This is a genomic window from Streptomyces sp. NPDC051738, assembly GCF_044453205.1.
GTDB lineage: Bacteria > Actinomycetota > Actinomycetes > Streptomycetales > Streptomycetaceae > Streptomyces.
This window is the reverse complement of the sequence record NZ_JBITCM010000004.1, coordinates 190,050-208,697: the sequence shown is the minus strand read 5'-3', so window position 1 is coordinate 208,697 and position 18,648 is coordinate 190,050. Positions and strand designations below refer to the sequence as shown.

General features: G+C 70.9%; 21 protein-coding genes. 13 read left to right on the top strand and 8 right to left on the bottom strand.

The window, feature by feature from the left end; translation table 11 throughout:
* The first annotated feature begins 267 nt into the window (after positions 1–267).
* Positions 268–717: a hypothetical protein gene (locus tag ACIA8X_RS11600; protein ID WP_393448571.1), complete on the top strand. Its 450-nt coding sequence runs from the start codon at positions 268–270 to the stop codon at positions 715–717.
* 43 nt (positions 718–760) lie between these two features.
* Here the strand turns inward: ACIA8X_RS11600 and ACIA8X_RS11595 are convergent, their stop codons facing one another.
* The 3 genes from ACIA8X_RS11595 to ACIA8X_RS11585 form a co-directional block, all read right to left on the bottom strand.
* Entirely contained in the window at positions 761–1,891 is a 1,131-nt protein-coding gene (locus tag ACIA8X_RS11595; protein WP_393448574.1) for an RNA polymerase sigma factor SigF, read from the bottom strand.
* A gap of 17 nt (positions 1,892–1,908) precedes the next feature.
* The gene (locus tag ACIA8X_RS11590; RefSeq protein ID WP_004925829.1) at positions 1,909–2,322 is read right to left on the bottom strand and encodes an anti-sigma regulatory factor; all 414 of its coding nucleotides are present in this window, start codon (positions 2,320–2,322) and stop codon (positions 1,909–1,911) included.
* Positions 2,323–2,592: 270 nt separating this feature from the next.
* Positions 2,593–2,853 carry a UBP-type zinc finger domain-containing protein gene (locus tag ACIA8X_RS11585; protein WP_393448577.1) on the bottom strand — a complete coding sequence of 87 codons (261 nt, stop codon included), beginning with the start codon at positions 2,851–2,853 and terminating at the stop codon, positions 2,593–2,595.
* A gap of 150 nt (positions 2,854–3,003) precedes the next feature.
* On the opposite strand from ACIA8X_RS11585, the gene ACIA8X_RS11580 reads away from it, so the two are divergent.
* Positions 3,004–4,599: a Na+/H+ antiporter gene (locus ACIA8X_RS11580; protein WP_393448580.1), complete on the top strand. Its 1,596-nt coding sequence runs from the start codon at positions 3,004–3,006 to the stop codon at positions 4,597–4,599.
* Positions 4,600–4,632: 33 nt separating this feature from the next.
* On the opposite strand, the gene ACIA8X_RS11575 is transcribed toward ACIA8X_RS11580, so the two are convergent.
* Positions 4,633–5,550 carry a 1-aminocyclopropane-1-carboxylate deaminase/D-cysteine desulfhydrase gene (locus tag ACIA8X_RS11575; RefSeq protein ID WP_393448583.1) on the bottom strand — a complete coding sequence of 306 codons (918 nt, stop codon included), beginning with the start codon at positions 5,548–5,550 and terminating at the stop codon, positions 4,633–4,635.
* A gap of 73 nt (positions 5,551–5,623) precedes the next feature.
* Positions 5,624–6,214, bottom strand: coding sequence for an N-acetylmuramoyl-L-alanine amidase (locus tag ACIA8X_RS11570; protein WP_393448586.1), 591 nt, complete (start codon positions 6,212–6,214; stop codon positions 5,624–5,626).
* A 303-nt stretch (positions 6,215–6,517) separates the two neighbouring features.
* Between ACIA8X_RS11570 and ACIA8X_RS11565 the strand changes: the two genes are divergently transcribed.
* From ACIA8X_RS11565 to ACIA8X_RS11555, 3 genes are all read left to right on the top strand, one after another.
* Positions 6,518–7,924, top strand: a complete 1,407-nt coding sequence (locus tag ACIA8X_RS11565; RefSeq protein WP_393448589.1) for a family 2B encapsulin nanocompartment shell protein — start codon at positions 6,518–6,520, stop codon at positions 7,922–7,924.
* 113 nt (positions 7,925–8,037) lie between these two features.
* Positions 8,038–9,123: a family 2 encapsulin nanocompartment cargo protein polyprenyl transferase gene (locus ACIA8X_RS11560; protein ID WP_399458242.1), complete on the top strand. Its 1,086-nt coding sequence runs from the start codon at positions 8,038–8,040 to the stop codon at positions 9,121–9,123.
* A 512-nt stretch (positions 9,124–9,635) separates the two neighbouring features.
* Positions 9,636–10,244, top strand: a complete 609-nt coding sequence (locus ACIA8X_RS11555) for a GNAT family N-acetyltransferase (RefSeq protein WP_393448595.1) — start codon at positions 9,636–9,638, stop codon at positions 10,242–10,244.
* A 163-nt stretch (positions 10,245–10,407) separates the two neighbouring features.
* Here ACIA8X_RS11555 and ACIA8X_RS11550 read toward each other — a convergent pair whose 3' ends face one another.
* Complete coding sequence (locus ACIA8X_RS11550) at positions 10,408–10,998, bottom strand: TetR/AcrR family transcriptional regulator (RefSeq protein WP_393448598.1); 591 nt, start codon at positions 10,996–10,998, stop codon at positions 10,408–10,410.
* A gap of 132 nt (positions 10,999–11,130) precedes the next feature.
* Between ACIA8X_RS11550 and ACIA8X_RS11545 the strand changes: the two genes are divergently transcribed.
* From ACIA8X_RS11545 to ACIA8X_RS11520, 6 genes are all read left to right on the top strand, one after another.
* Positions 11,131–11,715, top strand: coding sequence for a dihydrofolate reductase family protein (locus ACIA8X_RS11545; RefSeq protein ID WP_393448601.1), 585 nt, complete (start codon positions 11,131–11,133; stop codon positions 11,713–11,715).
* Between the two features lie 26 nt (positions 11,716–11,741).
* Complete coding sequence (locus ACIA8X_RS11540) at positions 11,742–12,008, top strand: hypothetical protein (RefSeq protein WP_399458241.1); 267 nt, start codon at positions 11,742–11,744, stop codon at positions 12,006–12,008.
* A gap of 95 nt (positions 12,009–12,103) precedes the next feature.
* The gene (locus ACIA8X_RS11535; protein ID WP_393448607.1) at positions 12,104–12,517 is read left to right on the top strand and encodes a YciI family protein; all 414 of its coding nucleotides are present in this window, start codon (positions 12,104–12,106) and stop codon (positions 12,515–12,517) included.
* 25 nt (positions 12,518–12,542) lie between these two features.
* The gene (locus ACIA8X_RS11530; RefSeq protein ID WP_399458240.1) at positions 12,543–13,769 is read left to right on the top strand and encodes an RNA polymerase sigma factor; all 1,227 of its coding nucleotides are present in this window, start codon (positions 12,543–12,545) and stop codon (positions 13,767–13,769) included.
* A 9-nt stretch (positions 13,770–13,778) separates the two neighbouring features.
* On the top strand, positions 13,779–14,111 hold the full coding sequence (locus ACIA8X_RS11525; protein WP_399458239.1) for a DUF952 domain-containing protein: 333 nt from the start codon (positions 13,779–13,781) through the stop codon (positions 14,109–14,111).
* Positions 14,108–14,341, top strand: a complete 234-nt coding sequence (locus tag ACIA8X_RS11520) for a hypothetical protein (RefSeq protein WP_399458238.1) — start codon at positions 14,108–14,110, stop codon at positions 14,339–14,341. Before ACIA8X_RS11525 ends, ACIA8X_RS11520 begins: the two co-directional genes overlap by 4 nt.
* Before the next feature lie 18 nt (positions 14,342–14,359).
* On the opposite strand, the gene ACIA8X_RS11515 is transcribed toward ACIA8X_RS11520, so the two are convergent.
* A complete protein-coding gene (locus tag ACIA8X_RS11515; RefSeq protein WP_399458237.1) occupies positions 14,360–15,109 on the bottom strand; it encodes a VOC family protein in 750 nt (249 codons plus the stop codon).
* 193 nt (positions 15,110–15,302) lie between these two features.
* Here ACIA8X_RS11515 and ACIA8X_RS11510 point away from each other — a divergent pair, with 193 nt between their 5' ends.
* Positions 15,303–16,457 (top strand): anion permease, encoded by a 1,155-nt coding sequence (locus tag ACIA8X_RS11510; protein ID WP_393448622.1) that lies wholly within the window; start codon positions 15,303–15,305, stop codon positions 16,455–16,457.
* 29 nt (positions 16,458–16,486) lie between these two features.
* Positions 16,487–16,717 carry a hypothetical protein gene (locus ACIA8X_RS11505; protein ID WP_393448625.1) on the top strand — a complete coding sequence of 77 codons (231 nt, stop codon included), beginning with the start codon at positions 16,487–16,489 and terminating at the stop codon, positions 16,715–16,717.
* A 111-nt stretch (positions 16,718–16,828) separates the two neighbouring features.
* On the opposite strand, the gene ACIA8X_RS11500 is transcribed toward ACIA8X_RS11505, so the two are convergent.
* Positions 16,829–18,289, bottom strand: coding sequence for a hypothetical protein (locus ACIA8X_RS11500; RefSeq protein ID WP_399458236.1), 1,461 nt, complete (start codon positions 18,287–18,289; stop codon positions 16,829–16,831).
* Positions 18,290–18,648 lie beyond the last annotated feature (359 nt).

Below are 18,648 nucleotides of genomic sequence, written 5' to 3'. Positions count from 1 at the left end.
ACAGGTCGAGGTTGGGATCTAGTAAGAGATCGGGCGTGAGTCTCGACACGGGGGGACTGCGTCGGCTTGGCCGTGGGTTTGGTGCGGCTGGTTTTCGGGGGTGCCCGGCGTTGGTGCGGGGCCTACTGGGGGCTGCCGCCCCCAGACCCCCGCTTCGGCCCTGAGAGGCCTCGTCCTCAAACGCCGGACGGGCTGACATTGCTGGCCGGCGCCGAGAAGGTGCCCTCGCTCAACGAACGCGATGTTGCCTGGGGCTACCCTTCAGGGGTGACCAAGGAGCAGACCCCCACCATCCCTGAAACCCCCGGTCCGCGTCCGCGGCGGCTGACGTATGCCGCGGTGCTCACCGCGCTGGAAGGGGTGGGGCTCGCTGTCGGGGGTGTCTGGGTGCTCGTGCTGGGGCTTGCCGGGGATCCGGATGATCGGCAGCAGGCCGTCACGCTCGGGGTGACGCTGGTCGCGCTCGCCCTGTTGCCGTTGCTCGCCGCTCGGGGGCTGTTCGCTCAGCGCAGCTGGAGTCGGGGTCCGTCCGTCATCACGCAGATCCTGGCGCTGCCTGTGGCCTACAGCCTGCTGCAGGCCGACAGCATCGCCATCCCGGCGGGGATCGTGATTGCAGCGGTCGCGATCGCCACGCTGGTGTTCCTGGTCAACCCGGCGACGACCCAGGCCCTCGGGATCCGCGGGCCCGGCAGCGCACCGGATCAGAAGCAGTGAGCGGTTCCTGAGAACGATCGAATGATCGGTTCTCAGGAGGCCGTCACTCCTCCACCAGTAGCTTCTCCCGAAGCTGAGCCAGCGTGCGGGCCAGCAGCCGGGAGACGTGCATCTGGGAGATGCCGACCTCCTGCGCGATCTGCGACTGGGTCATATTGCCGAAGAAGCGCAGCAGCAGGATCCGCTTCTCGCGCGGCGGGAGGTCTTCGAGCAGCGGCTTCAGGGACTCGCGGTACTCGACGCCCTCCAACGCCTCGTCCTCCGCGCCGAGGGTGTCGGCGACCGCGGGGGACTCGTCGTCAGTGTCGGGGACGTCCAGGGACAGCGTGGAGTACGCGTTGGCGGACTCCAGGCCCTCAAGGACCTCCTCCTCCGAGATCGCCAGTTTCTCGGCGAGTTCATGGACGGTGGGGGAGCGCCCGTGCTGCTGGGACAGCTCGGCGGTGGCCGTCGTCAGGGCGAGGCGCAGCTCCTGGAGGCGCCGCGGTACCCGTACCGCCCAGCCCTTGTCGCGGAAGTGCCGCTTGATCTCGCCGACGACCGTCGGGGTCGCGTACGTCGAGAATTCGACGCCGCGCTCCGGGTCGAACCGGTCGACCGACTTGATCAGGCCGATGGTGGCGACCTGGGTGAGGTCGTCGAGCGGCTCGCCGCGGTTGCGGAAGCGGCGCGCGAGGTGCTCGACGAGCGGCAGGTGCATACGGACCAGCTTGTTGCGCAGCTCCGCGTACTCCGGGCTGCCGTCCTTCAGCTTGCGCAGCTCGATGAACAGGGCGCGCGCCCCGCTGCGGTCCTGAGGGCCGTGCTGTGTGGCCTGCGCGCTGTGGGCGCCCATCGCCCCGTCCTCGGCGTTTCGCTCGTGCTCGCTCATCGTCCTGCCCGTCGCCCTCTCCCGAGCCCTCGCCACTACTCGGGCAGGGGAGACCCCGATTCGCCCGCCCAGAGGCGCGCCCTGCGCGGCACCTTCGTCATCTCGTCCGTCGACCAGGAGGCCTGCCTCCACGGAGTCGTCCTCCGGGTGCGGCCGGGCCTGCTCGGGGATGCCGTCGATGCCGTCGACCATGCGTCGGGATCCGCTCGGGCCGCTCGGGCCCGCCCCCAGGCTCTCGGCTCCGTCCGAGCAGGGGGGAGTGCTTTCCGGCAGCTCCCGTGTGCCGCGCTCTTCGTCCCGCACCGGCCCGTCCCCGTTCCTCACGCCGGCCCGGGTCCCGCGCCGCGCTGTTTGTAGAGGCTGATCGAAACGGTTTTGTCCTCGTCCACGGCGGAGGAGACCTTGCCCGCCAGGGCGGACAGGACGGTCCAGGCGAAGGTGTCCCTGGAGGGGGCGTGGCCGTCCGTGGTCGGGGCCGAGACGGTGACCTCGAGCGAGTCGTCGACGAGTCGGAAGACGCAGCTGAGCACCGAGCCGGGCACGGCCTGCTGGAGCAGGATCGCGCAGGCCTCGTCGACCGCGATGCGCAGGTCCTCGATCTCGTCGAGGGTGAAGTCCAAACGGGCCGCGAGACCGGCAGTCGCCGTACGCAGCACCGACAGGTAGGCACCCGCAGCCGGCAGCCGGACTTCCACGAAGTCCTGGGTCGCGGGCTCGCCTGCGATCTGGGACACCCTCACCTCCAAGGTGGTACAAGCTTCTCGGGGCCGAGGGTTGCCCCCCGGGGTAACGCGATGTGTGGTTCAGCGGTGACGCTATCGCGCCCTTAACATTCCTGTCCCCAGGACCCCAACCCCTTGCTGTCACTCATAGTAAACACACGGATACGCTCCGTGGCTAGGGGGTCTGCGGGCCCAATTGGGAAGAGCGCGCGCCGGTTTGACGTACCCAGGCGTCAGACGGTCGAACCGTCCGGATCCTCAGTCGTCCAGCGTACGTCCCCGTCACACCAATACGTGGTCGATGAAGCACCAGCGCCAGGCCTCGCCGGGCTCGAACGTCCGCATGACCGGGTGCCCGGACTGCTTGTGGTGATCCGTGGCGTGCCGTCCCGGCGAGGAGTCGCAGCAGCCGACGTGACCGCAGACGAGGCACAACCGCAGTTGCACCGGGTGCCAGCCCTCCGCCAGACACTCGGGACACGTCTCGCTGAGCGGATCGGGTTCCGGGTGCGGCAGCGTGTCGGCGTGCGTGCACTGTTTCATGATTGCCAGGTTACGACGGCCACGCGCGCGAGGGCGCGGAAAATCGAGGGCGGGCCTCGGTGACGATGAACTACGGCGGGCGAAGACCATGAACGGGTCGCCGGTTGGGCGGCGCGGATTCGGGCGAGCGGTGATGGGTGGGCGAGGCGTATGGATGTGATGCCGCTGCTGTTGCTGGTGGCGGGGAGCGCGGTCGTGGCCGCGGCGGCGCGGCGGACGCCCGTGCCGGCGCCGCTGCTGCTGGTCGCCGCAGGACTTGCTGTCTCCTACGTGCCGGGCGTGCCCGACTACACCCTCGACCCGCACATCGTCCTGCCCCTCGTGCTGCCCCCGCTGCTGCACAGCGCGGCGACGGACAGCTCGTACCTCGATCTTCGGGCGCAGCTGAGGCCCGTGATGCTGCTGTCGGTCGGCTACGTCCTCTTCGCGACCTTCGCGGTCGGCTGGATCGCGTATCTCGTCGTCCCGGGCCTGCCCCTGACCGCGGCGCTGGTGCTGGGCGCGGTCGTCGCGCCCCCGGACGCGGTCGCGGCGACGGCGGTCGCGCGCCGGGTGGGTCTGCCGTCCCGGGTCACCACGATCCTGCAGGGCGAGTCCCTGGTGAACGACGCCACCGCGATCACCGCCTACCGGGTCGCCCTGGCGGCCGCCGTCGGCGAGGGCGCCACCTGGGTCGGCGGCATCGGCGAGTTCCTGCTCGCCGCGGTCGGCGGCGTTGTCGTCGGGCTGGTGCTGATGGTGCCGATCCACTGGCTGCGCACGCACCTCAAGGAGGCGCTGCTGCAGAACACGCTCTCCCTGCTGATCCCGTTCGTCGCCTACGCCGCCGCCGAGCAGGTGCATGCCTCCGGTGTGCTGGCGGTCGTGGTCGTCGCGCTGTTCCTGGGACACCGCGCGTGGGAGGTCGACTTCGCCACCCGGCTCCAGGAGGAGGCGGTGTGGCGGATGGTCGCGTTCGTGCTGGAGTCGGCGGTGTTCGCGCTGATCGGACTGCAGTTGCCGGTGGTGCTCAAGGGCCTTGGCGAGTACGAGGGCGGCCGCGCCGCCTGGTACGCGATCGCCGTCTTCGCGGTGGTCGTCGTCTCGCGCTTCGTATGGGTCTACCCGGCGACCTTCCTGCCGCCCATGCTGTCGGCCCGGATCCGCGAGCGCGAGGGGCCCCTGACCTGGAAGGGGCCGTTCGTCATCTCCTGGGCCGGCATGCGGGGCGTGGTCTCACTGGCGATCGCCTTCTCGATCCCGCTCACGGTGCACGGCGGTGAGCCGTTCCCCGAGCGCAACCTCATCCTCTTCCTGACCTTCACGACGGTCATCGGCACGCTGGTCGTCCAGGGCGTGACGCTGCCCCCGCTGATCCGCGTCCTGAAGCTCCCCGCCCGCGACCTCCAGGCCGAGACCCTGGCCGAGGCCAACGCCCAGGCGCAGGCCTCCCGCGCGGCCGAACGACGCCTCGAAGAACTCCTCTCCGACGAACGCAACGCCCTCCCCGACCCCCTCGCCGACCGTCTGCGAGCGGTCCTGGAACGCCGCCGCAACTCCGTCTGGGAACGCCTGGGCCAGGCCAACCCCATCACTGGAGAGTCCGTCGACGACACCTACCGCCGCCTGTCCCGCGAGGTGATCGGCGCCGAGCGCACGGTGTTCGTGCGGCTGCGGGACGGTCGCTATATCGACGACGAGATGCTGCGGACGCTGCTGCGACGGCTGGACCTGGAGGAGGCGGCGGCCTATCGGGAGGCCCAGTGAGGCCTGGTCACCGGGCCTGGTCACCAGGCCCGGTCACTCACTGAAAGGAGAGCCCGTGACGACCGCCGCGATCACCGTCCCGCTCGGGAAGGCGCCCTCCTCGGCAAGGGCGACAAGCCCATACAGCAACTTGGCGACATAGAGACGCTCGACGGCCACCCCGTGCCGCTCCTCGAAGTCCGCGGCAAAGGACTCCAGCGCAGGGGTCGTACGGCCGTACCCCCCGAAGTGGAACCGCTCGTCCAGCCACCAGTCACCCCGAGGACCTCCGAACGCCGAGCCCTGCAGCTCCCGCACGTCCGCACCCAGGAAGCCCCCCTTGAGGACGGGCACGCCCAAGGCCCGCTGACCGGGATCGAGCCCGGCAGCGAGCCCCGCCAACGTCCCGCCCGTACCGCAGGCGACCGCGACCACATCGGCCGACCCGCGCAACTCCGCACCGAGCGCCTGGCACCCTCGTACGGCAAGGTCGTTGCTGCCGCCTTCGGGGACGACGTACGCGCCCTCGGCGCCGATACCGCGCAGAATGCCGGCCAACGTCTCCGGCTCGGCCTTACGCCGATACGTCGACCTGTCGATGAAATGCAGCCGCATACCGTCGGCCACACACCGCGCCAGCGAAGCGTTGAGCGGTCGATCGCCCAACTCCTGGCCGCGCACCACACCCACCGTGGACAGCCCGAGGAGGCGCCCGGCAGAGGCGGTGGCGCGCAGGTGATTGGAGTAGGCCCCGCCGAAGGTGACCACGGTGCGCCCCGCCGCAGCAGCCAGATTCGGCGCGAGCTTGCGCCACTTGTTGCCGATGAGTTCAGGGTGGATCAAGTCGTCGCGCTTGAGGAACAGCCGGACCCCACGACTGCCGAACCGCTCGTCGGCCGCCTCCTGCAACGGGGAGGGGAGCCGGGGCCGGAGGGCGGCGGTCAGGTCGGGCACGGGGTCGGGGCTGGTCACATGCACATTGTCGCCCGGAGGCACGGGGGCCGCGGTGCCGTCGGGGTACGCCGGGCATCCCGCAGAAGCCGCCCTACTGCAACCGCTCCCGAATCCGCTCCCGCATCCAGGCCATGGTGAACCCCCGCGGATCCACCTTCCCCGGCTGCCACTCCAGATGCCCGATCACCGACCGCTCCGTCCAGCCGTGATGTCGGCAGATCGCCGCCGAGACCCGTTCGATCGCGTCCAACTGCGGCTCCGGCCAAGGGTCCTGGCCGTCCCCCAGGTTCTCGCACTCGAAGCCGTAGAAGTGCCGATTGCCGTCCGTGTTCGCCTCGTTGTCCGGCGGCAGAGCGGTCTCCGCGATGACCGCGCGCAGGACGTCGTCGTCGCCGAGGCCGGCATGGTTGGCGCGGCCGTAGCCGACCAGGTGGACCCGTCCGTCCTTGGTGATCACGCCGTGGCACAGCGGCCCCGGCAATCCCTCGTAGCCGTCGCGGCACAGCGCCACCGTGTGCGCGCTGCCCTTGGTCACGGTGTGATGGATCATCACACCGTGGACAGGGCCCCAAGGGCCCACGTGGTTGCGGTTGTGGTGCTCCCAGTCGCCGACCTCGACGACCTTGGCGCCCTCGGCTTGGAGTCTCTCCAGGAATCTGCTCGCGGACATGGGTGTGGCCATGACCGCCTCCTTCGCAGTGTGCGTCGGCCGCCTTACGCAGCCGCCCCGTATCCGTGCTTTACCGACATCGGCCGGACGGGACTCCTCGAATCGCACGGTGTGCGAGCTGTTTCGGCCAAGTGAAGGGTCGGCTGGAGCGGTGGGAGTGGACAAGCGGCCCCTATTTGCCCAGTGAATCGATGATCCATTCCCGCTCTTTCGGGTAATAGCACAGACGCACTCCGTGATGGAAGGCTCGTGCATGCAGATCGCGATGCGCGGCGCCAGATCGGCGCCGGGGCATGACCTGGAGGGCAATTCCTTATGTCGGTAGGCGAAGAGGTCCGCACGGAGCAGGGCACGCCGCAGCAGAGTCTCGGCACTGCGGCCGCGCGGAACCTGGCCACCACGACCAAGTCCGCACCCCAGATGCAGGAGATCAGCTCCCGCTGGCTGCTCCGCATGCTGCCGTGGGTGAACGTGCAGGGCGGCACGTACCGCGTGAACCGGCGTCTGACCTACGCCGTCGGGGACGGACGCATCACGTTCGTGAAGACCGGCGATCGTGTGGAGGTCATCCCCGCCGAGCTGTCCGAACTCCCGGCGCTGCGGTCGTACGAGGACGAGGACGTGCTGTCGGAGCTCGCCCAGCGCTGCCAGCAGCGCGAGTTCGCCGCGGGGGCCCTGATCGCCTCGTTCGGCAGCCGGACCGACGAGGTGTACCTGCTGGCGCACGGCAGGGTGGAGAAGCTCGGCACCGGCCCCTACGGGGAGGACGAGTCCCTGGGCGTCCTCGCGGACGGCGCCTACCTCGGTGAGCAGGCGCTGCTCGACTCCGACGCCATCTGGGAGTACACGGTCCGGGCGGTCACCGCCTGCACCGTGCTGGTGCTGCCCCGCCAGGACGTCGAGCAGGTCGCTGAGCGAGCCGACTCCCTGCGTGAGCACATCGAGCAGCTGCGGGCGATCCCCGAGCAGCGCACCAACAAGTACGGCGAGAAGGAGATCGACCTCGCCGCCGGCCACAGCGGCGAGCCCGACATCCCGCACACCTTCGTCGACTACGAGGCCAGGCCCCGTGAGTACGAACTGAGCGTCGCCCAGACCGTGCTGCGCATCCACACGCGCGTGGCCGACCTCTACAACCAGCCGATGAACCAGACCGAGCAGCAGCTCCGGCTGACCGTGGAGGCCCTGAAGGAGCGCCAGGAGCACGAGCTCGTCAACAACCGCGAGTTCGGGCTTCTCAACAACTGCGAGTACGACCAGCGGGTCCAGCCGCACGACGGCGTGCCCAGCCCCGACGACCTGGACGAGCTGCTCAGCCGGCGCCGCGGCACCAAGCTGCTCCTCGCCCACCCGCGCGCGATCGCCGCGTTCGGCCGCGAGCTGAACAAGCGCGGACTCGTCCCCGAGACCATCGAGGTCGCCGGCAACCGCATCCCCACCTGGCGCGGTGTGCCGATCTACCCGTGCAACAAGATCCCGGTCACCGAGGCCCGTACGACCTCGATCATCGCCATGCGTACGGGCGAGGCGGAGCAGGGCGTCATCGGGCTGCAGCAGGCGGGCATCCCGGACGAGATCGAGCCGAGCCTGTCCTGCCGGTTCATGGGCATCAACGAACAGGCCATCATCAAGTACCTGGTGACCGCCTACTACTCGGCAGCGGTCCTGGTGCCGGACGCCCTCGGTGTGCTGGAGAACGTCGAGATCGGGCGCTGGAGGTGACGTTTCCGCACCTGGGGGCCGTGTCTGCACGCGGCAGGGCGGGTAGACCTCCGTCGTATGCGCCCAGCCGCGGCGCAGGCGCCACCGTCCGCGGACTCTCCGAGGGGGATCCCATGGCCGAGTCGACGACGCGAACGACGCGGCACGCCAGCGTGACCGGTTCGCTCGACGGGCCCGAGGCGGCGGTGATCCTGGAGCGGGCCCGGGCCTCGGTCGACCCCGAACTGCGCGCCGCCGTCCAGTCGTTGCCCGTCTCCCTGCGCCGGATCGTGCGCTACCACTTCGGCTGGGAGCACGCGGACGGTACGCCGGCGGCGGGCAACGCGGGCAAGGCGATCCGTCCCGCCCTCGTCCTGACCGCGGCTGCCGCGCTAGGCGGACCGAGCGCGCGTGCGGCGGCCGTACCGGCGGCCGTCGCGGTGGAACTGGTGCACAACTTCACGCTGTTGCACGACGACGTGATGGACCGGGACACCACCCGTCGGCACCGGCCCACCGTGTGGACCGTGTTCGGCGACGCCGACGCGATCCTCGCCGGTGACGCCCTCCAGGCGCTGGCCCTGCGGCTGCTCGCCGAGGACACGCACCCGGCGTCCGCGGCGGCCGCCGCCCGGCTCGCGGCCTGCGTGGTCGAGCTGTGCGCCGGCCAGCACGCGGACACGTCCATGGAGAAGCGGGGCCCCGGCGACGTCGGCCTCGACGAGGTGCTCGCCATGGCGGAGGCCAAGACCGGCGCCCTGCTGGGGTGCGCCTGCGCCCTCGGCGCGCTGTACGCGGGGGCGGCGGACGAGGACGTGGCTGCGCTGGACGCGTTCGGCCGCGAGGCCGGCCTCGCCTTCCAGCTCATCGACGACGTGATCGGCATATGGGGCGACCCCAGCCACACCGGCAAGCCGGCCGGCGCGGACCTCGCCGCCCGCAAGAAGTCCCTGCCGGTCGTTGCCGCGCTGACCTCCGGTGGTCCGGCGGCGGCGGAACTGGCCGCGTTGTACGCGGCGCCGTACGACAAGGAGGACGACGGGGACGTCGTGCGGACCACGCTCGCCGTCGAGCGGGCGGGCGGACGCGACTGGGCGCAGGCCCAGGCCGCCGACCGGATGGCCCGCGCCATGCAGGAACTGGCCCGCGCGGTCCCGGACCCGGAGGAGGCGGGCGGACTCCTGTCCCTGGCGGAGTTCGTGACCCGACGCAGCAACTGAGCGGTGGCCGACGGCCGCACTGACCGAACTGACCGAGGCCGCGGCGCCGGACAGTTCCCGGCAGCCGATGGCCGTTCGGTGAGAGGCGGTGCGGCTGACGGTCGTAGGGCGAAAGGCGCTGCGGCTGACGGCGTATGGCCATAGGCACCGCGGCTGACGGCCGTATGGCTAAAGGCACCGCGGCTGACCGCCGTTCGACGACAGGCACCGCGGCCGATGGCCGGACAACCAAAGGCAATGCGGCCGACGGCCGTACGACCAAGGCCACGGCGGCCATCGGTCGTTCAGACCCCGGAGTCACGGGGCCGTACGGTTCCTGACCCCGTGCGGCCGCCGGTGGGCTTCGGGCTGACGGGTCCCGCGCATCCCCACGGTGCGCGGGGCCCGTCCCTGCGTACCGGGGCTGCCCTCCCGGTCCACCGGTCAGATCTCGACAAACCGGTTTGCCGGACGGCGCACGCGCCTCAATCCCCCTACGATCAAGGCCGGTTGAGACGAAGGGGCGGGTAGGCATGGGCGTGGCGATCCGGGCGGCGGGCGAGGGGGACCGGGAGCTGGTGGTGCGTCTGCTGGACGCGGCCTTCCAGGACGATCCGGTCAGTGGCTGGGTGTTTCCGGGTGAGGAGCGGCGTCGTAGCAGGCACCCCAGGCTCATGGCCGCCTTCGCCGACATCGTGTTCGAAGAGGGCCGCATTGATGTCACGGAGGACGGCACGGCCTGCGCGCTGTGGCTGTCCATACCCGCGCAGGACCACGGACTCGATCCCGAGCACGCCGACGACGAAGGCCCCGCCCGGCTGCGCGCCGAGGTCGACCCGGACAACGAGCGGGTGGAGCAGATCGCCCGGCTGACCGACGGCATCCACCCCTCCGGCGCCGCTCACGAGTACCTGTGGATGATCGCCGTCGCCCCCGAGTGCCAGGGCCAGGGGCTCGGCACCGCGCTGATCAATTCGGTCCTCGACCGCTGCGACCAGGACGGTCGGCCCGCCTACCTACAGGCGAGCAACGCCCGCAGCCGGAAGCTGTACGAGCGCCTCGGCTTCGACCTCAAGGACCGTCCCCTCGACCTCCCGGACGGCCCTCGGATGTGGCCGATGTGGCGGGAGCCGCGCGGCTGAGCCCGCACCCGGCGGCCCGGGTCCGTCTCTCCGCGGCCCCGGCCCGTCCGTGTGCGACCTCGGCCTGTCTCTCCGCGGCCCGAGCCCGTCTCTTCGCGGCCCGGGCCTGTCCGTGCGCGACCCCATCCCGTCTCCCCGCGCCCCCGGCCCGTCCCTCCGCGCCCTACCCCTCCGGCACGACCGTCGCCACGATCCGCTCGACCAGCCCTTCCGGTACGCCTACCCCGGGCAGTGCGCCGTCCAGTACCCCCGGCAGGGTCAGGTGCTCCAGGATCAGGCCGAGCATCGCGAGATAGAGCACGGTGACGGTCTCGTCGCCGCCGGGCAGGCCGGCGTCCCGGTGGAACTGCATGCCGTACTCCAGGTCGCCGCGTACCGACTTGGTGAAGGAGGCCCGGAGTTCGGGGCGTCGGGTGGCCTCCAGGCGCATCTCCAGCAGGGCCAGATAGCCCGTGCGGTCGCGGGTCGCGCGGGCCATCAGGTCGTGCATGAACGCGGTGACCAGAGAGCGGTCCTTCGGTCGCGTCAGCAGCCCGGCCAGCACTTCGGGGTCGGGCGCCAGCCGCACGTGCAGCCGGGCGTCGATCTGGCGGAGCAGGTCGTCGCGCCCGGTGAAGTAGTTGGAGGCGGTGCCGACCGGCACCCCTGCCTCGGCGTCCACCGCACGGAACGTCAGCCCGCGCGCCCCCTCGCGGGCGAGCACCTCGACGCCCGCGTCGACGAGGGCGGCCCTGCGCTCCGGATTACCCGCCATTCGGAATCCCCTCTCTCACTTCCATCCGGCCCGGAAGTATTTCTGAAATGCCCTTGCAGCCACTACAAGCGAAGTACTACAACTGAAGCACTACAACCGGAGTGGTTGACCAGCCTACGGAAAGAGACCGGCTTGCGAAAGCTCACCTATTTCATCGCCTGCTCCATCGACGGCTTCATCGGGGACCCGAGCGGCGACGGGACGGCGATGATGGCCCTCCTCGACGCGGAGTTCCTGGAGTTCCTCAAGGCGGAGCATCCGGAGACCATCGCGACTCACGGCCGCCGTGCCCTCGGCTGCGACGACCTGGCCAACCGGCGGTTCGACACCATCATCCAGGGCCGGGGCAGTTACGACCTGGCCCTGAAGGAGGGCATCACCAGCCCGTACGCCCATCTGCGCCAGTACGTCGCCTCGCGCAGCCTGACCGAGTCACCCGATCCGCAGGTCGAGATCGTCTCGGACGACCTGGTCGGCAAGGTCCGTGAACTCAAGGCGGAGGACGGCGAACTGGGCATCTACCTCTGCGGCGGTTCACAGCTCGCCGGTGAGCTGCTCGACGAGATCGACGAACTCGTCATCAAGACCTACCCCCTCGTGTACGGCACGGGCATGCCGATGTTCGGCTCCGACTTCGCCATCACGGAGTTCAGCCTCGACGCGGTGCGGACGTTCGGCAACGGCGCCCTGGTTCGTACGTACAGCAGGAAGCGCTGAGCGGTCTCCCGCCCTACTCTGAGGACATGGGCAGCCAAGAGCACGTCTGTCCCCACTGCGGACAGCCCGTCGATACGGTCGTCCGGCGCCACAAGACGCTGGGTGCCTGGGTCCCCACATGGGTGGCCGGCCCGTGCCGGAACCCTGACTGCGAGGCGTACGCCGAAGAGGGCGCCGAGCACGAGGAGAAGCACGAGCAGCCTGACGCCCCCACGAGCCCTGCCAGCCACACAAGCCCCACGAGTCCCGCAAGCCCCACGACACCCTCCACGCCCACCGCGAAAAATTCCTGAGCCCTGTGTCGAGAAACCCGGACCGGCTCCGACGTCCCCTGTGAAAGCCGCCCACGAGGGTGGCCCGAGCCGACGGAAACCGAAGGAGTTCAGTCATGAAGTACCTGGTCATGGTGCAGGGCACGCAGGCGGACTACGAGGCGATGCAGGGGAAGGCGTCCGAGCAGTCGCCGGCCTGGAGTCAGGAAGACGTCCAGGCGATGTACGCCTTCATGGGCGCCCTCAACAACGACCTCGCGGAGAGCGGCGAGATGGTCGACGGGCAGGGGCTGGCCGCGCCCGCGAAGAGCCGGCACGTCAGCCTGGGCGCGGACGGCAAGGCAGTGATCACCGACGGGCCGTACAGCGAGACCAAGGAACTGCTCGCCGGCTACTGGGTGCTGGACTGCGCGAGCCTTGAGCGGGTCACCGAGATCGCCGAGCGCGTTCTGCAGTGCCCCCAGCCCGCGGGCGCCCCCGCGTACCCGGTGGTGATCCGGCCCATCGACGACGGCTCCGGGGACGTCTGAGCCGTAGAACCCGAGACAGCCGTAGATGCGCGCCTCACCCGAGACCGAGGACCTGCTGCGCCGCCACGCGCCGCAGGTCCTCGGCGCGCTGGTGCGGCGGTACGGCCATTTCGACACCGCCGAGGAGGCCGTACAGGAGGCACTGCTCGCGGCGGCCGAGCAGTGGCCGCGGGCCGGTGTCCCGGACAATCCGCGCGGCTGGCTGATCAAGGTCGCCGCACGCCGGCTGACCGACGCCCTGCGCGCGGAGGAGGCCCGCCGGGCCCGGGAGGACAAGGTCGCGGCGCTGACACCGCGCGACGCCTTCACTGCCCCGCCGCCCGGGGCGGACCGCGCTCCCCGCGAGGACGACACCCTCACCCTGCTCTTCCTGTGCTGCCATCCGGACCTGACCCCGCCCGCCCAGATCGCCCTCACCCTGCGCGCGGTCGGCGGTCTGACCACGGCGGAGATCGCCCGCGCGTATCTGGTCCCCGAGGCGACCATGGCCCAGCGAATCAGCCGGGCCAAGCAGAAGGTCCGCGGGGTGCGTTTCGGGCGTCCCGACAATTGGGTCGACCGGCTGCCCGCGGTCCTGCAGATCCTGTATCTGATCTTCAACGAGGGCTATACGGCTACCTCGGGCGCCAGCCTGACGCGCCGGGACCTCGCCGGCGAGGCGATCCGGCTGACCCGCGAGGTCCAGCGCCTGCTTCCCGGCGACGGCGAGGTGGCCGGCCTGCTCGCCCTGATGCTGCTCACCGACGCCCGCCGCGACGCGCGCACCGGCCCGCAGGGGGAGCTCGTCCCCCTCGACGAACAGGACCGCGACCGCTGGGACAAGGCCGCGATCGACGAGGGCGTCGCCCTGGTCACCCGAGCCCTCTCCCAGGGCCGCGCCGGTCCGTACCAACTGCGCGCCGCCATCGCCGCCGTCCACGACGAGGCGCCGTCCGCGCAGGAGACCGACTGGCAGGAGATCCTCGGCCTCTACGACGTCCTGATCCGTCTCGTTCCCGGTCCCGTCGAGCGCCTCAACCGCGCGGTCGCCGTCGCCATGGTCCGGGGCCCGCGTGCGGGGCTGGGCGAACTGGCCGAGCTGGAGGGAGAGTTGGGTGCCGGGCACCGTCTGGACGCGGTCCGCGCCCACCTTCTGGAGCGAGCCGGGGCGCACGACGAGGCCCGCGCCGCCTACGAGGCCGCTGCCGCCAAGACCCTGAGCCTGCCGGAGCAGCGCTATTTGCACGCGCGGGCGGCGCGACTGAGCCCGTAGCGTGGGCCCATGCCCGAACGCACGTACATCCTCCACATCACCGAGCGCTCCCTGTGGGACGCGGCCCGCGAGCACGGCACGTACGAGATGTCGACGCGTGGTCGCACCCTCGCGGAGGAGGGCTTCGTCCACTGCTCCACCCGCGCCCAACTCCCGACCGTGGCGGCCTTCCTGTACGGCTCCTACGACGGCCCCGACGAGCTCGTGGTGCTGGTCGTGGACCCGGCGCGACTCGACGTGCCGCTGAAGTACGAGGCGCCGGAGCCCGGGAGCGAGGAGTTCCCGCATGTGTACGGGCCGATTCCGGTGGACGCGGTGGTGGACGTGGAGGTGTGGAGGTGACGGGTCGCCGCCGGTTATGGCGGTGGGTCGTGGTGGTGTGGGTCGTCCTCGTGGCGGTCGCGGGCGGGGCGACGCTGTGGATGCGGGACGCCGCCGAGCCTTCGGGGCCCTACGGCTGGGAGGAGGCCAGTCCGACACCGTCGCTTCCGGAGGGCTGGGAGTCGGCGTGCACGGGTGCCACGCCCGACGAGAACGGCCGCTCGCTCTGCTTCATCAGGACCCGCCCTTAGGGCAGGCGCTGGCCGTCCTCAGGACTGGCCCTGGCCGGCCAGCCCGCCCGTCTCCGGATCGCGGCCGGTCAGGCAGTACGTGCCGCCCGCGGGGTCGCGCAGCACGGTCCAGTGGGCGCCCTGGGCGACGAAGGCCGCCCCCAGCTCCTCGTGCCGGGCGCGGGTCGCGTCGACGTCAGCGCAGGCGAGGTCGAGGTGTGCCGAGGTGGGGCGTTCGTCGTCCAGTCGCTGGAGCAGGATGCGGAGGGGCAGCCCGGTCGGCGGCTTGAGCACATGGAACTCGGGGCGGGAGCCGGGCACCGACGTCCAGTCGGCCAACAGGGCGCTCCAGAAGGCGACTTCGGCGTCGTACAGCGAGGGCGGTAGGTCGACGCAGACCTGGTCGAGCCGGCTGCCGTGCACCACGGGCGGCCGTACCGACTCGCCGTGCCAGGGCACGGCGCAGAACAGCTTTCCGGCGGGCGAGCGCAGTACGGCCCACCCCTCGTGCTCGGCGGCGATGCCCGCCCCCAGCCGAAGCGCCGACTTCAGGAAGTCCGGTACGTCGTCCACGGCGAAGTCGAGATGTGCGCCGCCGGCGCCCGAGTCGACGCCCTGGACCTTGACGCAGGGGTCGGCCCCGCCGCCCGGCAGCAGCGTCACGAACTCCCCCTGCTCGCCGCGGAACTCGGACAGCCGGGTGTCCGTCACCGTGGTCCAGAAGGCGTGGGCCCGGGCGAAGGACCCGGCGGGACGGTCGACGAAGGCGTAGGTCCAGCGGATGCTCATGGGGTGATCGTAGAGTCGCCTGGAGCGGGGCGCCGTAAATCCGTCGCGCGGTGGCCGGCTGCCGCAGCCGCGTGGCGTCCTCAAGCTTCACCACGCCGGCTTTGCAGGACCCTTACCAACCGCGCGCCTGTTCCTGAGACATGCTTTGCCGTTGGTTCGTCGCGAATTGGTCCGCGCTTGTTTGCATTGGGGAATGGACCACATCACGTTCCTGGTGGCGGTCGTCATTGTGACGGCCCTTGCCTTCGACTTCACCAACGGATTCCACGACACGGCGAACGCGATGGCCACGTCCATCGCCACGGGGGCGCTCAAACCGAAGACCGCAGTGCTCATCAGCGGCGTTCTGAACGTCGTCGGTGCCTTCCTGTCCACCGAGGTCGCCAAGACGATCTCCGGCGGCATCGTGGACGACACACTCGTCTCCCCGGGCATGATCTTCGCGGGTCTCGTCGGGGCCATTCTGTGGAATCTGCTCACCTGGTTGGTCGGGCTGCCGTCCAGTTCGTCGCACGCGCTGTTCGGCGGGCTGATCGGGGCCGTCTGGGTGGGTGCGGGGTCGCACGGCGTGCACTTCGACAAGGTTGTCGAGAAGGTACTGATCCCGGCCGTCGCCTCGCCGCTCGTGGCGGGGATCGCGGCGCTGCTGGCCACGTACCTGGCGTACAAGCTCACCGCCCGCGCCCGCAAGGAGTCCGTCACCAAGGGCTTCCGCGTCGGCCAGATCGCCTCGGCCTCGCTGGTCTCCCTGGCCCACGGCACCAACGACGCGCAGAAGACGATGGGCGTCATCACGCTCACCCTCATCTCGGCGGGCGCGCTCGGCCATGACGCGGGCCCGCCCCTGTGGGTGATCGCCTCGGCAGGTCTGGCCATCGGCCTCGGCACCTACCTGGGCGGCTGGCGGATCATCCGCACGATGGGCAAGGGCCTGACCGAGATCCAGTCCCCGCAGGGCTTCGCCGCCGAGACGGCCTCCACGACGGTGATCCTCACCTCGGCCCATCTCGGCTTCGCCCTGTCCACCACTCAGGTCGCCTCGGGCAGCATCCTCGGCGCGGGCCTGGGCCGCCGCCTCGCGGAGGTCCGCTGGGGTGTCGCCGGTCGCATGGTCGTGGCCTGGCTGATCACCCTGCCCGCGGCGGCGCTGGTGGGCGGTGTCTCGGCGAGCGCGGTCAAGCACGGCGGCAACGTCGGTACGGCCGTGGTCGCCCTGATCGGCGCCGCCGTGGCCGCCGGCATCGTGCTCATCTCCCGCCGCAACCCGGTGTCCGCGCACAACGTCAACGACGCCCATGAGGTCTCGATCCGCAGCGAGGAGCCGACGCCGGTCGGCACGGCCGCCTGACAGTCTCCTGAGAAAGGGCAGTTCACATCATGAACCTCGACTGGACCGCACTCGGCCAGGTCGCCGCGGTGAGCCTCGCCGTCACGGTGGCCGTGGTCGCCGTCTTCGCCCTCGGCGTGTTGGGCCTGGCCCGCCACGAAGGGGCGTGTGAGGAGGGCGGCACATCCACCCTGGGCTCCGCCCAGGCCGGGCTGTGCTTCCTCGCCTGCGCGGCGGTGGTGGCGTACGGGATCTATCTGATCGTGCCGCAGTTCCACTGACGGATCCGATCCCGCGGACAGCGGTGGGGGCCCGGCCGGAGAGTCGGCCGGGCCCCCACGACCAGCCGACCAGCCCTACTGCTGCATCAGGCCTTTCTGCTACGACAGGCCCTACCGCTGCGCCGGTCCGATCCGCTCGTACACCGTCACCCGTCGCCCGCGGACCTGCTCGTCCGCCACCACCGTGAAGTGCTCCTCCAGCACGGCCGTCTTCGCCCTGTCCCGCCGGTTCGACAAGGGCCGGGCCACGTCGGGCATGTCGGTGACCAGCAGTATCCGGCGCTGTGCCAGCATCGCCGCCCGTATCCGGGCCGGATCCGCCTCCTCGCCCTTCAACGTCCCCGACGCCACCGGGCCTTCCGCCAGCGCGACGTCCCGCAGGCCGGAGAAGTGACCGGGGGAGACGAGCGCGGTGTCGCGCCGGGCGGCGGGTATGAACACGACCGCGTCCCCGTTCTCCTTGAGCCGTCGCACGTCGGCCGCCACCGCCAGGACGTCGTCCACCCGGCTGGCCGGGGAGCGCTTGGCCAGCGACTGCGGCGACAACGCCGTCACCGCCACGGCGACCACCACCGGGACCAGCCACAGCGAGGCTCTCGGGAAGCGCGGCCGGGTCGCCCGTACGGCCGTGCCCAGCGCCGTGCCGATGAGCAGCGCCAGGCCGAGCATGCTGAACAGGACGTAGCGGTCCAGGAACAGGGGCTTGATCAGGGACAGGCCGATGAGGGCGACCTGCGGTACCGCCAGCAGCGGCAGCCCGACGGCCGCGGCGGACAGCCGTCCCGCTCGCGGCCGGTCCAGCACGGCCCCGAGGCCACCGAGGGCCAGCAGGATCGCGGGGCCGATCAGCATGTGCCAGGTCAGCGGCGGTATCCAGGAGACCTGGTCGGACTGGCTCCGGCTGAACAGGATCAACGGCAGTACGGCGGCGACGGCGGCGGTCGAGGCCACCGTCCAGCGTGTGTACGTGCCGCGCCGGGCCCGCGTCCAGAGGAGCGTCGCCAGATGCGCGGGCAGGATCAGCAGCGACAGCCAGTTCAGCAGCCCGCACACCGCGACCGTGCTGCCGTACGCGACCCAGTGCACCGCTCGGCCACGGCCTTGCAGAACGGTCACCAGCAACAGGGTCGAGATCCCGGCCCCGGCCGCGACGAGTGCGTACGGGCGGCCCTCCTGGAGGTAGAACTGCACCGTCGGCAGCAGCCCGAACGCCAGTCCGCCCGCCAGGCCCGCCCAGACCCCGGCCAGCCGTTGGCCGATGACGGTGACGCAGGCCGCCGCGACGGCCGTGGCCAGGACGGAGGGCAGCCGCAGAGTGGCGGTACCGGCCCCGAAGCACTCGAAGAGGCCGTGCATCAGCAGGTAGTAGAGCCCGTGCACGGCGTCGACCTGCCCCAGCATGTGCCAGATCTCGCCGGCGGACCGCCGGGCCACCTGCCAGGTCGCGGCCTCGTCCCGCCACACACTGTGCTGCCGGGACAGTCCCCACAGGCCGAGGGCGAGGGTCCACAACAGCGGGATCGGCCAGAGGGGCGGGCGGCGGCGCAGGGGTTTCTCCCGGGGGATCGACATCCGATACGGCGGGGGACAGCCCGCCGGGTGATGTGGTCCCACTCGCCCGCTGCAGCAGAGCAGCACACCGACGAACGCCTCGGCCGACTGGGCCGAGACGGGATCGAGCGTTGCTCTTCCTCCCCCGTGAACCACCCGCGTCGCAGATCGGCCGACGGGGTGGACATGCCAGAACCTACGGGACGGGGCGGCCCGCAGCCACCGTCGGTGGCGTGAACACAATCACCGGGATCTGGGGGAACCTTGAGCCCGTTGGGGTGTCCCATAGATCTCATTCGCCACTTATTGACGGTTTGCCATCGCCGGAACGTCGAAGGGGCCCAGCCGGGGTAGCGGCTGGGCCCCTTCGGGAGGCCGGA

Excerpts from the sequence above, each read along its gene's own strand:
- ACIA8X_RS11510 (WP_393448622.1), top strand. The coding sequence starts at position 15,303 with ATGGACCACATCACGTTCCTGGTGGCGGTCGTCATTGTGACGGCCCTT.
- ACIA8X_RS11530 (WP_399458240.1), top strand. The coding sequence starts at position 12,543 with ATGCGCGCCTCACCCGAGACCGAGGACCTGCTGCGCCGCCACGCGCCG.
- ACIA8X_RS11535 (WP_393448607.1), top strand. The coding sequence starts at position 12,104 with ATGAAGTACCTGGTCATGGTGCAGGGCACGCAGGCGGACTACGAGGCG.
- ACIA8X_RS11570 (WP_393448586.1), bottom strand. The coding sequence starts at position 6,214 with ATGGCCACACCCATGTCCGCGAGCAGATTCCTGGAGAGACTCCAAGCC.
- ACIA8X_RS11515 (WP_399458237.1), bottom strand. The coding sequence starts at position 15,109 with ATGAGCATCCGCTGGACCTACGCCTTCGTCGACCGTCCCGCCGGGTCC.
- ACIA8X_RS11525 (WP_399458239.1), top strand. The coding sequence starts at position 13,779 with ATGCCCGAACGCACGTACATCCTCCACATCACCGAGCGCTCCCTGTGG.
- ACIA8X_RS11500 (WP_399458236.1), bottom strand. The coding sequence starts at position 18,289 with ATGTCGATCCCCCGGGAGAAACCCCTGCGCCGCCGCCCGCCCCTCTGG.
- ACIA8X_RS11555 (WP_393448595.1), top strand. The coding sequence starts at position 9,636 with ATGGGCGTGGCGATCCGGGCGGCGGGCGAGGGGGACCGGGAGCTGGTG.
- ACIA8X_RS11550 (WP_393448598.1), bottom strand. The coding sequence starts at position 10,998 with ATGGCGGGTAATCCGGAGCGCAGGGCCGCCCTCGTCGACGCGGGCGTC.
- ACIA8X_RS11540 (WP_399458241.1), top strand. The coding sequence starts at position 11,742 with ATGGGCAGCCAAGAGCACGTCTGTCCCCACTGCGGACAGCCCGTCGAT.
- ACIA8X_RS11585 (WP_393448577.1), bottom strand. The coding sequence starts at position 2,853 with ATGAAACAGTGCACGCACGCCGACACGCTGCCGCACCCGGAACCCGAT.
- ACIA8X_RS11565 (WP_393448589.1), top strand. The coding sequence starts at position 6,518 with ATGTCGGTAGGCGAAGAGGTCCGCACGGAGCAGGGCACGCCGCAGCAG.
- ACIA8X_RS11560 (WP_399458242.1), top strand. The coding sequence starts at position 8,038 with ATGGCCGAGTCGACGACGCGAACGACGCGGCACGCCAGCGTGACCGGT.
- ACIA8X_RS11505 (WP_393448625.1), top strand. The coding sequence starts at position 16,487 with ATGAACCTCGACTGGACCGCACTCGGCCAGGTCGCCGCGGTGAGCCTC.
- ACIA8X_RS11580 (WP_393448580.1), top strand. The coding sequence starts at position 3,004 with ATGGATGTGATGCCGCTGCTGTTGCTGGTGGCGGGGAGCGCGGTCGTG.